The following is a 14,077-nucleotide window of genomic DNA, read 5'->3' as shown; positions in this document are numbered from 1 at the left end:
TGGACTGCTACTCGATGTATCCAAGATTGCGTAGCGTCTCCTCCCGGCGCTGGGTACGGTCGCCAAGTAGATTGTCAATCCAGTCACGGACCGCAACGGGCTTTTGCGGCAAATTACCATCATCAACCGTAGTAGCGAACCAACCTGGCGGCCGATGCTCACCCACGCCGTCAACATCTCTCATACCATGATCAGAGATGACCACAAGTTCGTCGTCTTCTCCCAACTTAGCGCGTAGTGGCTCGACGACCTCGTCCCAGACCAGCTTCGCTCGCCGGGGGTAGCTATGGTCGTAATCAAGATGGCCGAAGATGTCGGGTGAGTAAATATATCCCCATGTAAGATCGTAGCCACGGCTGAGCGCCTCATTCAAGGTATTGTTCACGACTTTCATTTCCTCATCAGCGAGTTCTGCAAGTGCATCTAGCCCGGCATTACCCGAACGTACACGGTCAATCCAACCGCTCTTGAGGTCCTCCTGAACTGGGAGTGGATTATAGACAGGAATGTTGATCGCTTGACTCAAGTGATCGTCGAAGACTGTGTCGGGCCAGTCATCGGCCTCAGGGTTAACCTTCGCTAGACCACGTTCTAACAAGAGATTCCCCACCCATGATCGAAGGGCCTGAGGAACAACCGAGTTCGCCGCTCGACTTACCGCTCTTAGCGGCCCAGACCGCCAATTTGCCGCTGCATCGTTAGATTTTGTCGCTAGCGGATCCGGGAGATCTGGATTGCGGTGTGGGAGCGCGCCCGTATACATACTCGGCCAGATACGGTAAGTATGGTTTTTCGGGTAATCATTAAGGTCCCACCGAACGTGATCTGAGAGCAACATGTCCTGATCTTCTGCGATAGACACGTCAACCCCGTCAATCCCAATCACGAATAGTCGATTGACTCTCATTATTCAACGTGTATTCTCGTGCGCATTTGAAGCCATCGGAGCAATGAACGGAACGTGCGACCTTTAGATTTTCCGTCATCCTCCGTATAAAATTGCTTGATAGTGTCTAGGGAACTGTTTTACCGATAGAGACGCTGGTGTTGGTAATGGGTCGGCTTGACGATATCACGCTCGAAGAACTCTACGATTTCAAGGACCAGATCGACGAAGGAAAGCCGCGAGAACGTGTTCTCGCGGCGATCGGGCGCAAGAAGGGCGATCAACTGGATACACTGGCTGACCGCCACGGTGTTGTCGAAAAAACGATTCGCAACTGGCTCGATCGGTTCGAGAAAGAACCGATCGAGCAGGCACCTTACGACGCTCCTCGACCAGGAGGTCCAGCAAAAATCGAGGGCGAAGATCGTGAGCGATTGTTCGGGCAGTTGCAACAGCCACCGACCGAACTCGGATACGACCAACAAGCTTGGTCAGCGAAACTGTTGCTTCATCACGCCAAAGAGGAATACGGCGTCGAATACCACGAAACCTACACGTATGACTTGTTGAAAGAGGCCGGGCTGTCCTTTAGTACCTCAGGGAAGCTTTTGTGAAGCTGGCGTGAGTTGGACGGTGTATGGTTGGCCGTGAGAGAAATGTCGTCAAACATCTGAGTGAGGGAGAACTTGACCGATTACAGGCTGAGGCAGACGACATAAAGGAATACAAACGCCTCACCTTTCTCAAACGGCTCTACAATGGTGCAACGCTGGCAACTGCTGCCGAAGATATAGGGATCTCACAAGGAACGGCAAGTAACTGGGTGACACGGTGGAACGAAGGTGGACTCGGAAAACTGACGCCGAACTTCGGGGGCGGCAGGCCCCCGAAGCTCGACGAAGCAGAACAAGAACAACTCATTGCACGCCTCCGTGAGGGACAGCCCTGGAAGAAACAAGAGATTCAGCATCTTCTCAACGAGGAGTTCGATGTCGAATATCACCCACATTACCTCCCAACGTTTCTGGATAAACTCGGCCTCCACTACGCCATTCCTCGAACAAAACGCCCTGAGCGACCAGAGAACGCCGAAGAAATCCTCGACGAACGCGTCAGGTACGCGTTCGACGAGGAGGCTCTTGAGCAACCTCACAACAAACGCGAAGATGATACTGACGACGAAGACTGGGACCGCGACGAGGATATCCGAACAGACGGAGGCGCTGTTGTCGGATTCTTCGATATCTCTCACCCACAACCGTGGGACAATTCTCAGCGGATGTATACGGTTGATGAGCCACACATTGAGCGGAAGTTGGTGAAGATCGACACACCAGCAGCTGGATTCTACGCCCTCAACGGTGAGAGTGTCCTGTCGTTTCCACCGAATCAGGAGAAAGAGAAGATTTGCGGGTGTTTCGAGAAGGTCCGCGAGCAGAATCCTGGCAAGCGGATTCTGCTCGTGTTGGATAATTTCTCGTCACACGTGTGTAAGTACACGCGCAAGCGAGCACACGAACTCGGGATAGATTTGATATTTCTTCCAGTGGGATCGCCCGATCTCAATCCGATCGAGCCAGTTTGGAAGAGTCTCAAGTGGGAATCTTCGCCATTCATTGTCGAAGGTGGAGATGAGTATCGAAGACGAATCACAGAACTGTTCGGAAATTTGACCAACCAACTTAGCTTCGCCTCCTCGTGGATCGAGAATCATCTTGACAACTATCTCAATAAGTTAGTCTAGTCACTATAGACAGTTCGGTCTCGTGCGTGCGAGGGGATGATCTCGAAGTGTGGTACTTCCCGTCGAAACTTCCCGAACTGAACGCCGTCGAAGGATGTTGGGACCAGCTGCAAGAGTGGTTCAAGTATCGACTTGTCCCTGATATCTCATCGCTGAAGGACTACATCTCCCGAGGTGTGAACGCAATCAGCGAACCCAGCGTTTGGCCATATCTTACCGGTAAGGATTCGACCTAAACACTATGAGTGGTGTGTCTCCAGACGCTCGTTCGGGATGTAGAGCGATAATGAAATCCCCCACCCTACAATATTGCGCTAGGTAGTCCATCTTGTTAGAAAGCAGTTAATCGGATATCGTTGAACAATTTGTGCTAAGCAACGCTGTAATCTCTATTTCTCGCTTTCATTTTCTATGTCTCGTTAATGTCCCGTCTGAAACTCTCCTTTCGATTACCCATTCAGAAAGGATTAACAGGGACCACAACCGCGTTTAAATATGCAGATTCTACTGGTCACTTCTCACTTTGGGGCACACGAGAACGTGGGATTCATGCCGCTGGTGGGTGCAGAACTCGCTCGCCGCGGACACGACGTCCGTGGACTCCAGTACGAGGAGGGCGAAGTTATTGATGCGTTTCCGATAGACCGTGTCTCGACTCGTGAATTGTACACGCCGTACTGGTTTGGCCAGTGGCTGTTCTACCGGGATTGGGTACCGAAGGTCCGGTCGTATATCTCGGATGTGGACCCCGACATTATAGTGACTGACAGGCGATGTATGGCTCCAACGCTTCTTGCCGCAGATGACCTCGGAGTCCCTGCCGTAGGCGTCGTTCCCGGACTTGGATTCACGCGGTTCGACCCATGGAATCTCGACGAGCGAAAGACACCATCGTTTCTGGGAGCACCGTTCTCGGTTAAGATCCAGTACCCGTTCGTCCAGCGCTTGTTCCAGTGGCATCGTCAAGCCCTAGCCGCGGCGTCGGAGACCGTCGTTATCAGTGAGTTCCTCCAAGACGTTCTCCACAACACCTTCGACTGTGACTCGACAATTGTGAGAACGCCCGTTCCGCTCGACGACGTTCGGGCCTCATCGGTCGATCCAAAGTACCTCACGGTCGTAAATCCTCGAACAACGCTAAAAGGGTCTCGTTTGACTGCCCGTATCGCCGAGCACTTCCCAAATTACGAGTTCCAGATTGCAGGCGAGTTTGCGAGCAAGGAGGACCAACAGCGAATAGCGGGCCTCAACCATGTGGACCACCTTGGCTGGGTGGATAACATGCAAAGAGTGTACGAGAACGCGAGCCTTATACTCGTTCCATCCCTGGTTGAAGAGGGCGGCGGACCTCGTGTGGTTATTGAGGGGTTCGCGAATGGAATCCCCGCTGTCGGGAGTGACCGCGGTGCCATCCCTGAGCACATAAACGATGCTGGACGCGTAGTCTCGAACCCGATGGACATGGAGGAGTGGAGAACCGCTATTGAACAGGCGCTGGAACATCGTGACGAGTTGAGTCAGCAAGCATATAATGCTGCCCGGCAATACGATGCGAGGGACCGCGTAGAAGAGTTCGAACGCGTTCTACATCGTGTTATTGAGTAAGCTCTGTATCGCACCTCGGTCAGTAGTCGTATAACTATCTCTAAAACCGAATCACCACATAATGGGTGGTTTCTCCCCGATGAACGTTCTATCCTGCTCGATTCATATGTACCCGAGATCCTGAAGGTGTTCGCGGAGCCGATCATCCTTGATATCTTCCGAGAGTGCCGCTTCGGAGAGCGTCCCTAGCTCTTCATTAATGGCACTTCGAAGCCGCTCTACGACATTAGGATAGGTTTCTGAGAGGTCTTTCGTTTCGTCCGGGTCGGATTTCCAGTCGTATAGTTCGATACTGTCGTCGGTACGTGCGTGGAGTTTGTACCGATCATCACGGACAACTTGAGTCGGAATCCCGTATCCGCTGTCGTCAAACTCGGGGTGGTGTCGCAGGATTCCAGAGGGGTTGACTGCGCCGAGTTCCGCGAATACGTGGTCGTGGTCGGGAGCGTCCTCGAACGGTGCGAGCGACCGGGAGTGGGGGGGCTTCGGAGCTTCGCCGCTCGCAAGCTCTACGATTGTCGGATAGAGGTCGGCCAACGAGACCATCGATCGGATATCCTGTCCGTCGTCACTTTCTGGCCCCCTAACAATAAGTGGGACACGCAATACCGGTTCGTATAGCCCGTAGTAGTGCTTTTCAAGCCCGTGTTCACCGAAGTACTCTCCATGATCCGCAGTAACGATCACGTACGTCTCCTCAAGCTGGCCTCGGTTCCGCAGCCAGTCGACGAACTCGCCGACTCGACGGTCGAGGTAATGGATCGCACCGTCATACCAAGATTGGATAATCTCCCACTCCTCGTCGGTTGGATTGAGCTCGTCAGAAATAATAGGGTATTGATACGAAAGGCGCTGCAGGCGCTCAAAGTCTGTGCCCGGCAAGGTCTGGCGCTCGCCGAATTCGTCGCCGAACAGTTCCTCGGTCAGTTGGAACCTTGGTCTTTCGAGGTCTGGGCAGAATCGTGATTTGCTGGGACGCGGCGGATTGTACGGATGATGGGCCGTCTTAGCGTTGATGAACGCGAAGAATGGTTCCTCGTTCGCCGCTATCCACCGCTTCAAAGTCTCGAATTTGTAGAGTGTTTTGTCGTCCGGCCCTCGTGTCGCCGTGAACGCAGTCTGGCGACGTAGTGGTGGATCGGTGAATAGCCGTGCGGCGAATTTGCGGCTCGGGTCTATTCGGTAGGTTTCCTTGAACGCGTCCACACCACGATCGTAGCCGCGCTCCTTCCGTATGTGCGCACCTGCACTCATCGCAAATGTACGGTAACCTTCCTCTTTTACTGCTTCAGGAAGTGTCTTCTCCCCGTCTGGCAACTCTTGGTGATCGCCGTGGATGCCTGAGTTGGAGGGTAGTCGGCCGGTGAAGATCGTTCCGTGAGATGTCCCTGTCCAGTTGGAGTTCGCGAAGGCGTTTCGGTAACGCGTCCCTTCCTCGGCGAGCTTATCGATGTTTGGTGTGGTCGGTCGATCGTGTCCGTAGGCAGAGACGTGATCCGAGCGGACTGCATCCAACACGAGTAGGACGATGTTCGGCCGACTCATTACTAGAACCTCAACGACCACGAGTCTTAAAAGGCCCGTCTCATGACACTGCCGCGGCCATGAAACGCGAACTTTTGCGAGAACGAGTTTACCTCAATTCGGCCCAAAACCGATGCGTCCTACTTGTTTGTCGCTCGCTCCGGAACCCACAACGCTTACCTGAGAACTGATTCTGCTCTAGTAGTACGAACTAGTCGTATGAATGTTGCAATCCTTGTCAAAGAATTCCCGCCGGATGTAATCGGTGGTACGGAAACCCAGACGCTCCGAATGGCGCGTGAACTGCAAGAGCAGACTGCCCACGAAGTGACAGTCTATACCAAGCGTTATCCGAGCGATCCCCCGGACGTGCCGTTCGACCTCGTTGGGGTTCCTAACTGGCGGCGGTCACCTTTCCTCAGCACGTTCACGTTCGTTCTCGCGGCGACGTTCATGTTAGTGCGCGACGCCGATGAGTTTGATGTGCTCCAGTGCATGATGGTCTATCCAAACGGGTTCGTCGGGTGGTTAGTCAATCGCTTTCAGGGCCTCCCATATTTCGCCTGGATTCGTGGTGGAGATTATTATTTCATGAAGGATACACCCGGTAAACGCTGGGCGATCTCAAAGGTACTCGCAGATACGCTGGTGCTTGTTCAGACAGAACGCGTCGCCAGCGATGTCCGTGACGAATTCTCCGATTCTAATCTGGACGTGCTCGGAAACGGCGTCGATATTCCGGAACAAACGGCCGATGGCGACGAAATCGTGTTTGTAGGTCGCCTCAAGGATCAAAAAGGAGTTCACGTACTCATCCAAGCCCTCGAAGACCTTGATGAGAAACTGCTAATCGTGGGAGACGGTCCAGAACGCGAGCGGTTGGAGAGGCTAGCATCTCGACTAGACGTCGAGATAGAGTTTGTGGGAGAAGTCAATCCCGAGGCCGTCGAGGAGTACCTCCATCGAGGAAAGGCGTTCGTTCTTCCGTCCGTTCGCGGAGAGGGGCTACCGAACGCCGTGCTCGAAGCGATGGCTATTGGATTGCCTGTGGTCGTCACCGGTACTGGTGGCGTTGCAGACGCTGTCGTTGACGGCGAAACTGGGTTTATTGTTGAACCTGGCAACGAGGAAGGACTACGTGATCGGCTTGAGTTGTTATGTGAGGCTGATACCCGTCGAGAAAGGATGGGAGTGTCGGCTCGCAAATGGGTGGTCGAGAATCACAGCTGGAATACGATAATTTCCGATCTCGATGCGGTATATCGAGGGATAAGAAGAGAGTAGCTCAGGACTGTATTCAGCTGCTAACTTCACCAAGTGAGTGTAGGGCTTTTCTGTATTGTCTGACTACTATCTAGAAATACTCCAATTCGACCCGTGGTTTTTCCATCGACTTTTCATTTACTGGTCGAGACTCCGAATCCTTTAGAACCTGCTCTGTTGAATAGCGATTTTATCGGCCGATATCACGGGTTAGAAGGGTGAAGCCGAGGAAATCGATTCTTACTTATGGAAGTCGATATCCTCGACTTCGTGGAAGAGTGTCGGCACCTGGCTAAACAAGCTTTAGGGAGGCACGCGGGCGAGCCCGCCAGCGGCGGGTTCGCCCGCTGGAAGCACGTCGTCATTCACTGTTTCCGCCGTGAGGAGGGGCATAGCTTCCGTGAAACGGAAAACCGGCTGGAGTTACATGACCGCACTACTGGAGGTACTCGATCTGGAGGAAGGAGACATACCTGACTTCACCACACTCAACAAGTCGTTCGATCGGTTCAAAATGTGGGTCTGGCGGGCGTTACTGCGCGTTTCAGCGCAGCAACACACGCTGTCCGGTCACGTCGCCCTCGACAGCACGTTCTTCGACCGAGGCCACGCCTCAGCGTACTACCGTACCCGGTCTGATCGGTCGGTAGAAACGCTCAAAGTGACGACACTGACTGATACAGAGTCACTTGCTGTTCTCGATGTGCAGTGTCACGCCCAATGGAGGCATGATACGAAGACTGGTCCGCAGATCGTCCGCCGGAACGCGGACGATCTGCACACTGTCGCCGCCGATAACGGGTTCCAAGACTGGCACACCGAATACGAGATTGCTGCGCTAAATCTCGACTACCTCGTTCACTACCGCGGTTCATCACTGAATGCAACCGCGAACAACGCACTCATCCGGGCAAAAGGATACACTCAGCGCTGGATGGCGGAAACATCCTACTCGACAACAAAGCGCTCGCTCGGCGAGCCGTGCGAGCGCTGAAGTGGTATCGGCAGTTCCGTGAAATCGTTCTGATGTTCGCCATTACCAACATCGTTACTTCCCAAATGAGTCGAGAGAGTGCTGCCTGAACGCCACAAAACAGTCACTTTCTGTATGATTAGACGGCCAGTCTCAGCTGCTACTACGGGGCGGGCGTGCAGAATAGTTAGCACGGCTCTGCTGGCTGATCAGCGATTCTGGAGGATCGATAGGAACTCTCTCGGAGATGAGGCAGGGACAGTGAGATGTGTCAACCACTACCCTGCCACACCAAGATACGATCACAGAGGTCTTGAAATCACTGGAAACCGAGACAACAGTACTATTCGAACATCTTGATCTCCAGTTTCTCTATGAATTCCCCGTGTTCGCCCCCGATCCGCGGGGGCGAACGCGGGAGTTCCATCCACCTGAACTGTTCCGAGGATTGCTTCACTGCTTCTACAACAGAATCTACGAACCAGAAGCGATGGCTCAAGAACTCGCCAACGATGATGTCTGGCGTGTCTGCGAGTTCGAGCGACCGCCGTCACGGCGGACGATTGGCCGGTTTATCGACGAGCTCTCTGGTGTCGTTGAGGAAGTCTTCTCACGAATTCTCCAGCAAGTGCTCGTCCGAGTTGAACTGGGTTCTTGCTTTCGGATTGACGGCACCGATGTCCGGGCGCCTCGCCCGGACGAGGATGCCTCGTGGAACTACGACAGTACAGCTGAGGAGACTTACTACGGCTACGGTTGCTGTCTGGTGACGACCGACAACAACATCCCGATTGCCGCAGAGTTCACAGATGAGAAATCTGTGGACAAGGCGACGGCGAGGCGCATCACACAGGATGCGCTCGCCGTCAAAAAGCCAGTCACGTTCGTTGGTGACGCAGAGTTCGACATGTTGGACTGGCACGACGACCTGATTGAAGCAGGCGTCGTGCCAGTGGTTCCGTACAATCCACGGAACACAAATGATCCACCAGATATCGAGTACCGCATCCAGAAACGAATCAAGGAACATAGCGACACTGTCCGCGTCTGGGAAAAGCAGCTTGACGACACCTACGATAACCGGTCACAGGTCGAAACAGCAATCGGCGTGTGCAAGGATCTCGGCCTCGGGACTCCGCAAGTCCGAGGCCGAGAACGGGCAAAAACTCACGTCTTCGTCGCTCTCTGTCTTCGTTTGGCTGTCGTCATCGCTAACCATGAACGAGGAGGTGACATCGCAAGTCCGATCGTTGAGCTATGAGAACTCTTCTGCACGCCCGCCGTAGGGTTGTGGATGCGACGCATCACAAAAACCGACAACTGTGCCACCATCTGTACAAACATCGTCGTCGAGGACCCAGCCTTCGTCATCGTCATCCGGGTGCTTGTTGTGTGGTGTCTGATCATCCTCGTCGAACGCGTCTCCGACGCGTTCTTCGAGGATTTCCTCGGAGTTCTCCGGCTGAGAAGGGCGCTGTGGACGTGGTTTTGCGTACGATAAGCCAAGATCACGGAGGAAGCGATGGAGATAATCAGGGTGGTACTGAACGCCGAACTCTTCGTCAATGAGGTGGTGTATTTCCTGTGCTTTCCACGGTTGATCCTCGCGAAGCATCTCAAGCAACTGCTCTTGTTGCTCTTCGCCGAGCTTCGGGGGCCTACCGGCCCCGAAGTTCGGCGTGAGTAGTCCAAGTCCGCCTTCATTCCAGCGGCGCGCCCAGCGACTTCCTGTCGAAGCGGACTTGCCAACATCGTCAGCTGCGTCTTCCAAATTTGCTCCCTTGTAGAGACGCTTGACAAATGTGAGCCGCTTCGTAACCTTTGGATCGTCTGCTTCGTCCAGCAGACGATCCAATTCCTCTTCATCCAAATGCCGAACAATCTCTATCCGGCGATCTCCACCCATAACCTTCCAATCTCATGCTATGCCCATAACTTCGGTCACTCATTATCCCCTCGACACCCGGCAAGGGCAGGGCGGTAATGACCTCTTCCGCTACGTCTTTGACATCCGACGCCGAAAGGAACCCGTCTGGATCGGGTATGGTAAACACATCCAGATCCAGACACTTTCCCGTGGTTAATTCGGCGATTCAATTCAGCTGATTACGCTGGTTGGGAAGTACCGACTCTGAGAGAAGTCTTCGCGTCATTTCCGCAATCACACCTCATTTGGATAGCGCTGATAGGATTTAGCAGATCATTCAGATTTTATTGAATCGTACGTGTTTACCCCGAGGATTCAACGGCCGGCACAGCCTGAGTCCGTGAAATCATCTCGTTGTCTCGGGAAACTCGCTTGAGTTCGTCGTAGGGATTGCGTCCCTGCTGGCGCCACGTCGCCAGCAGGGACAGCAGCGTCTCATGAACGAACATTCCGCGATCGTTCCGGAGCGTTCCGATAAGTTTCCGTAGGACCACCGGTTCACGGAGCGCGTTTTCGGCGGCGTTGTTTGTCGGAGAGACCGCTGGCTCACCGACGAAGGTGAGCCAGTGGTCGAGGCCACCTTCTATCTTTCCGAGCAGTGTTGCCACTGGTCCGTCGGGAACTGACCGCTCAATCAACGACTCAACCTCTCTACGTGCTACGCGCTGTAGTTCAGCTCGCTCACGAATGGTCAAGTCGCTCTCCAGCCGAGTCTGGAGAGCGACGTACAACTGCTTGAGAGAGTCGTAGATCGGTTTGCCTTCTGGCTGCTTCTCAGCGACATCTTCAGCCTCTCGCAGAATATGTGCCCAACACCGCTGTAAGTTGTCGCTGAAGGCTGGATAGGCCGTCCATCCATCACAGATGACCGTTCCCGCGAAGTCCTCGCCGAGGACTTCCGCGGGAACATCGCTCCCACGACTCTCTAACTGCGTACAGCGTGTGGCTCTCGGTGGTGAACGTCCAGATCCAGGCCTGCTCGCCGTCACGCTTGATTCCTGTCTCATCGACATGAACAACGTCAGCCTGCTGGATCTGACGGCGAATCTGGTTGTATTCACAGCGACCGGCGCGCGCAGCGCGCTCGGTCGCGTGCCATGCGGACGCGCCCGACAACTCCAGTCCATGCAACTGGTCGAAACGGTCTGCAATCTTCCGATAGGGGAAGCGATAATCATACCTCGACAGTGCTGATTGGGCGATAACGTTCACCCCGAACTGCCCCTCATCGGGGCAGTCGGGGTGTGTAGCGACTGTCTCAGTCCCACAGGAGTCGCACTGGTAGCAGTGGCGGTTGTATTGCGTGACTTCTGGTGGCTGTGGGTCCGGAATCTCCTCGACGAGTCGGGGGCTGACGCCCACCGACTCGTCGAAGTGTTGGCCACACTCTGGACAACAGTCACAGGTGACCTCAACTTCTTCGTCTGGATCAGCTGTAGAGCGCCACTCCGGGTCGTGACCGTCCTTTCGTCCGGGAGTGCCGCCATCAGTTCTGACATCGTCGTCTTCGTCGTCTTGCGAGGTCGGGGACTCGTCAGTCCCCGACCGTCGCTTACTCGGTGGTGTATGTGGATTCTCGTATTTGCGAAGGCGTGTTTCGAGTTCTTCGATTCGCTCTTGCTGCTCTTCGATTCGTTCGTCCTTTTGCTCAAGTTTCTCCTCCAGCTCGTCAATTCGCTCTTCCATCTGGAGAAACCGTGAGAGAAGTTCGTCTTTGCTGAGGTCATCCCAATCCACTATGACCACCTCAGCGTTACCTCAGCAGGGCTACCGGGATGGTCTCCGAGCGGAGACCATCCCTGGAGAAATTCAATTAGCCCTTGTTGAGGGTACATATCGCCCCGATTGGTCGCCTGTTACGAGATAGTGGCGAAATTCATCGGGGCTAAACACGTACATTGAATCTATGAGTAATATATTTTCATCTGCCAACTGGACTTGAGTTAACTTCTTGGAAATGCGGATAAAATTCGTCGATACCGCCCACATGCGGAATCAAAACTATACTCTTGTTCAACCAATTCGCGTCCAGCTGAACTAATCTCTGCAAGGTCATCTCGAGATAAAATAGCTGTAATCTGGCGACTCAGTGCCGCTGGATCACGTGATTCGACAAGAAAGCCAGTTTCACCGTCTCGAACGACATCTGGAACGCCTGAGACGGGGGAGGCACAGACTGGTGTTCCGCAGGCTAGTGCCTCAAGAATCGTTGTCGGCAGTCCCTCTGTCGGTTGGGAGGGTAATACTAACAGTGCGAGGTTGTTCAGTTGAGCAGGTACTTCGTCATGGGTAACCCAGCCCGTGAGTTCAACACGGCCTGCGTCAAGTTCGGAGTTTAGTTCTGATTCTAGCCACGCCCGCAAATCACCGTCCCCGATAAACCGGAACGTCACGTTTTCTGGCAATCGCTTCGCCACTGCCGCCAACTCTCTGATCCCTTTTTCTTCGTCAAGCCGACCGAGGAAGCCGACGGCGCGGTCGCGCTCTTCGTAGGGTTTCTCGACAGCAAACTGCTCCGTGCGGACGTAGCGAGCGCCGGAAGGATAGACATCTGTTTCTGTTGGGTCTATCCCGAGTTCCCGCGCCATCTCTGGTGTATAGGTAATAACACCACTGGCAGCGGCGAAGCCAGCTCGTTCGAGTAGGCGTACTGCGGAGGCGAGCCCACGTGCGATCAATGACGGCATTTGTTGTTCCCAATTGAGTTGGAGCGTGAGCGGGACATCACCACGTGGTTCGACCAGAACGGTCTTCCCAAGCAACCGAGCAGCGAGAATCGGGAGCAGATACGATGTCGCACCGTAGAATATCACAACTTCTTCGTCGCGTGTTGCCAGCACCCGACACATCCGTAGTTGGTTCAGGAGGAACCGTCCAGCGGCAACAACGACTGAATCACCAGCTCCTTTTTTTGTTAGTTCGATGAATTCATGACGGTCCCGTATCTCAGAATCTGCTGGCAGATTTGCCGTTACCAGCGACACGCTTGTAATCGCTGCGAGGATATCGAGCAGACTTCGAGTTGCGTTCTCCCCAGCGGCAGCAAGTGGATGCGTAACAACGCAGACGTTGGGAAGTTCAGTTTCTGTCATCCAGCTACCTCCAGACATAGACGCCATACAGATACCCAAGTCCGACACAACCGGTCAGAACGGATAGAAAGAGGATCTGGAGGAAACCAGTCCGTGATGGTGAACTGCCCAAACGACTGATCCGGGCAGGGACGAAAGAGAACAGGAGAGCACTGAGAAAATCGGATTCCTCGGCGCTCGACTGGGGAACAAACTCCTCCATTCCTCGTTTCGAGTATCCCTGCCAGAACGCGCGGTCAATTAGCCATCGTGGTGACGTGCGATAGTCGAACACCTTGTGTGCGACTTCTGCTTGGGGATTGTAGTAGACTCCTTGATCGTACGTTTCTCGAAGCCGCGCACATAACTCTGTCTCTCCCCCCTGTAAATTGGCATCACCCTGCCGGCCCCCAATATCGGCGTCAAACCCATCGAGGTCAAGAAACACCTCCCGTCGAAAGGAGATGTTCGACCCGAACGTATTGCGAACCTCACCAGGCAGTTCCGGGTCACCGTCAGGACCGAATCCGCGGTGCGTGACACCGACGAGCCAGTAGAACTCTTCCGGGAGGAAATCGGGCTTTCCAGCCACCCACGCTGGCGTCATTTTTCCGCCGGCCGCAGGCACGTCCTTGGTTTCGTAGACCTCCACTAGTTGGGCGACCCACTCTTCGTCGGCAATAGCGTCGTCGTCCATGAAAGCTACTACATCACCGCTTGCAGCCTCTGCGCCAGCGTTGCGAGCAGCGAGCAATCCGACGTTTTCGTCGAGGCAGTGAACAATAATACTCTCAACGCCACCATAGTCGTCGCGTATATGCTCACAAACGGTCTCGTTGCCGTCGCTGACGAGAACGATTTCGGTGTCGTCGTAGGTCTGTCCGAGCAAACTCTCGACTGCCTCTCGAAAGTCTTCGTATCGGTCCATCGAGTGTTCGCAGACGACGACTGAAACGCGCACATTGTGTGATGGATGACCCCGGCCAATAGGCGTTACTGTTGTCTGTCAAACCGAGAAAATCGTACCGCTGGGCGGTGGTCGAGTAGAGTCTATTTCAACTGAATACATAAGGCTTATGCGCGC

Annotated in this window: 10 protein-coding genes and 3 pseudogenes; 7 read left to right on the top strand and 6 right to left on the bottom strand. The window is 54.1% G+C overall.

Features of this window, described 5'->3' with window-relative positions; all coding sequences use genetic code 11:
• Window positions 1-7: 7 nt before the first annotated feature.
• Complete coding sequence (locus QYL91_RS12880; RefSeq protein WP_302080899.1) at window positions 8-907, bottom strand: alkaline phosphatase family protein; 900 nt, start codon at window positions 905-907, stop codon at window positions 8-10.
• 146 nt (window positions 908-1,053) lie between these two features.
• Between QYL91_RS12880 and QYL91_RS12875 the strand changes: the two genes are divergently transcribed.
• The 4 genes from QYL91_RS12875 (at window position 1,054) to QYL91_RS12860 (ending at window position 4,235) form a co-directional block, all read left to right on the top strand.
• Window positions 1,054-1,500 (top strand): helix-turn-helix domain-containing protein, encoded by a 447-nt coding sequence (locus QYL91_RS12875; protein ID WP_302080898.1) that lies wholly within the window; start codon window positions 1,054-1,056, stop codon window positions 1,498-1,500.
• Between the two features lie 23 nt (window positions 1,501-1,523).
• Entirely contained in the window at window positions 1,524-2,630 is a 1,107-nt protein-coding gene (locus QYL91_RS12870; RefSeq protein WP_302080897.1) for an IS630 family transposase, read from the top strand.
• Window positions 2,631-2,656: 26 nt separating this feature from the next.
• Window positions 2,657-2,866, top strand: coding sequence for a transposase (locus QYL91_RS12865; RefSeq protein WP_302080896.1), 210 nt, complete (start codon window positions 2,657-2,659; stop codon window positions 2,864-2,866).
• A 259-nt stretch (window positions 2,867-3,125) separates the two neighbouring features.
• On the top strand, window positions 3,126-4,235 hold the full coding sequence (locus tag QYL91_RS12860; RefSeq protein WP_302080895.1) for a glycosyltransferase family 4 protein: 1,110 nt from the start codon (window positions 3,126-3,128) through the stop codon (window positions 4,233-4,235).
• A gap of 102 nt (window positions 4,236-4,337) precedes the next feature.
• On the opposite strand, the gene QYL91_RS12855 is transcribed toward QYL91_RS12860, so the two are convergent.
• The gene (locus QYL91_RS12855; RefSeq protein WP_302080894.1) at window positions 4,338-5,780 is read right to left on the bottom strand and encodes a sulfatase family protein; all 1,443 of its coding nucleotides are present in this window, start codon (window positions 5,778-5,780) and stop codon (window positions 4,338-4,340) included.
• 198 nt (window positions 5,781-5,978) lie between these two features.
• On the opposite strand from QYL91_RS12855, the gene QYL91_RS12850 reads away from it, so the two are divergent.
• From QYL91_RS12850 to QYL91_RS12840, 3 genes and pseudogenes are all read left to right on the top strand, one after another.
• Window positions 5,979-7,043 carry a glycosyltransferase family 4 protein gene (locus tag QYL91_RS12850; RefSeq protein ID WP_302080893.1) on the top strand — a complete coding sequence of 355 codons (1,065 nt, stop codon included), beginning with the start codon at window positions 5,979-5,981 and terminating at the stop codon, window positions 7,041-7,043.
• A gap of 225 nt (window positions 7,044-7,268) precedes the next feature.
• Window positions 7,269-8,105, top strand: a pseudogene (locus QYL91_RS12845) (IS5 family transposase).
• A gap of 158 nt (window positions 8,106-8,263) precedes the next feature.
• A complete protein-coding gene (locus tag QYL91_RS12840; protein ID WP_302080892.1) occupies window positions 8,264-9,256 on the top strand; it encodes a transposase in 993 nt (330 codons plus the stop codon).
• Window positions 9,257-9,277: 21 nt separating this feature from the next.
• Here QYL91_RS12840 and QYL91_RS12835 read toward each other — a convergent pair.
• The 4 genes and pseudogenes from QYL91_RS12835 to aglG form a co-directional block, all read right to left on the bottom strand.
• Window positions 9,278-9,901, bottom strand: a pseudogene (locus QYL91_RS12835) (IS630 family transposase); the annotation flags it as partial.
• A gap of 323 nt (window positions 9,902-10,224) precedes the next feature.
• Window positions 10,225-11,608: pseudogene (gene tnpC / locus QYL91_RS12830) on the bottom strand (IS66 family transposase).
• A 257-nt stretch (window positions 11,609-11,865) separates the two neighbouring features.
• Entirely contained in the window at window positions 11,866-13,014 is a 1,149-nt protein-coding gene (locus QYL91_RS12825) for a glycosyltransferase family 4 protein (RefSeq protein ID WP_302080891.1), read from the bottom strand.
• 4 nt (window positions 13,015-13,018) lie between these two features.
• The gene (gene aglG, locus QYL91_RS12820; protein ID WP_302080890.1) at window positions 13,019-13,954 is read right to left on the bottom strand and encodes a glucosyl-dolichyl phosphate glucuronosyltransferase; all 936 of its coding nucleotides are present in this window, start codon (window positions 13,952-13,954) and stop codon (window positions 13,019-13,021) included.
• Window positions 13,955-14,077 lie beyond the last annotated feature (123 nt).

This window comes from Salinibaculum rarum, assembly GCF_030505615.1.
GTDB lineage: Archaea > Halobacteriota > Halobacteria > Halobacteriales > Haloarculaceae > Salinibaculum > Salinibaculum rarum.
Note: the sequence above shows the minus strand (reverse complement) of the source record. Positions and strands in the feature narration are given on the sequence as shown.

Coding starts and splice junctions, on each gene's coding strand:
- QYL91_RS12880 (WP_302080899.1), bottom strand. CDS start 907: ATGAGAGTCAATCGACTATTCGTGATTGGGATTGACGGGGTTGACGTG.
- QYL91_RS12875 (WP_302080898.1), top strand. CDS start 1,054: ATGGGTCGGCTTGACGATATCACGCTCGAAGAACTCTACGATTTCAAG.
- QYL91_RS12870 (WP_302080897.1), top strand. CDS start 1,524: ATGGTTGGCCGTGAGAGAAATGTCGTCAAACATCTGAGTGAGGGAGAA.
- QYL91_RS12860 (WP_302080895.1), top strand. CDS start 3,126: ATGCAGATTCTACTGGTCACTTCTCACTTTGGGGCACACGAGAACGTG.
- QYL91_RS12855 (WP_302080894.1), bottom strand. CDS start 5,780: ATGAGTCGGCCGAACATCGTCCTACTCGTGTTGGATGCAGTCCGCTCG.
- QYL91_RS12850 (WP_302080893.1), top strand. CDS start 5,979: ATGAATGTTGCAATCCTTGTCAAAGAATTCCCGCCGGATGTAATCGGT.
- QYL91_RS12825 (WP_302080891.1), bottom strand. CDS start 13,014: ATGACAGAAACTGAACTTCCCAACGTCTGCGTTGTTACGCATCCACTT.